Origin of the sequence: Haloferax sp. AB510 (genome assembly GCF_024136985.1) — an archaeon.
Classification (GTDB): domain Archaea; phylum Halobacteriota; class Halobacteria; order Halobacteriales; family Haloferacaceae; genus Haloferax.
This window is the reverse complement of sequence record NZ_JAMYJY010000212.1, coordinates 1-1,262: the sequence shown is the minus strand read 5'-3', so window position 1 is coordinate 1,262 and position 1,262 is coordinate 1. Positions and strand designations below refer to the sequence as shown.

The window sequence follows — 1,262 nt, the reverse complement described above, 5'->3', positions numbered from 1 at the left end:
TCTATCTTTCTTCGAGGAGAGAATTTCGCCGTTTACGGCGGGAGTGAACCCGGCACTTCCTACGCAGTCCACCGTCGATGGCAGGCTGGATATTCCACGCCAATCCGTAGGATTAAGTAAATATTCCTACATAGGCTATGTATGGCGATTCAGGTCACTCGCACCTACGTTGGTTCCATCCAGAACCACCAACAGGTCTGCGATGGCCTCGACTCGCTCGGAGATTCTGCCTCGAAAATCTGGAACGTCGCACGATGGACAGCAGACCGCGTGTGGGACGAGGTTGGCAAAATCCCAAACGAAGGTTCGCTCAAATCGTACATGAAGAACCAAGCGTGCTGGAAAGACTTGAACGCACAATCCAGTCAGAAAGTCATCGAAGAACTTTCTGACGCTTTCCAGTCATGGTTCGACCTGCGACGCAAAGACTCGAAGGCGAATCCGCCCGGCTACCGAAAACACGGCGACAAACGACCGCGTTCCACGGTCACGTTCAAAGCAGACGGGTTCAAACACGACCCCGAGAACAATCGGGTTCGACTCTCGAAAGGCTCGAACCTCAAAGAACACTGGTCAGACTTCCTACTCTGCGAGTACCAGACTCGCCCCGACGTTGACCTTTCAGAAGTCAACTCGGTGCAGAACGTTCGTGCCGTCTGGAACGGAGACGAATGGGAACTGCACTTCGTTTGCAAAGTCAGTCTCGAAACCAACGACTCAGCAGGCGACAAGGTGGCAGGAATCGACCTTGGCATCAAGAACATCGCCACGGTCGCGTTCCCCAATGAATACGCCCTGTACCCCGGCAACTCGCTCAAGCAAGATAAGCACTACTTCACGCGAGCAGAGTACGATACCGAGGGTGAGAACGGCCCGTCTGAGAAGTCGATGTGGGCACGTCAAAAACTGGCTGACCGTGAGTCACACTTCTACCACACACTGACGGACACCATCATCACGGAGTGTGTTGAGCGCGGTGTTGGTACGCTTGCAGTGAGCTGGCCTGAAGACGTTCGAGAGTCTGACTGGGGCAAGACCGGCAACAAGAAACTCCACACATGGGCGTTCGACCGTATCTACCAGTACCTCGAATACAAAGGCGAGATACGTGGGGTTGAGGTGCTGAAAGAGAACGAGTGGAACACCTCGAAGACGTGTTCACGGTGTGGAGACGACACGAAAGGGAACCGGAAACATCGTGGGTTGTACGTCTGTCAGTCGTGTGGGTTGGTCGGAAACGCGGATTGCAACGGGGCGGAGAA

At 54.3% G+C, this 1,262-nt stretch carries 1 protein-coding gene; it reads left to right on the top strand.

What is annotated here, in order from left to right; genetic code table 11:
• Positions 1 to 141: 141 nt before the first annotated feature.
• The coding region (locus NKF06_RS20600; RefSeq protein ID WP_253246462.1) for a transposase at positions 142 to 1,262 on the top strand (1,121 nt) is incomplete at its 3' end.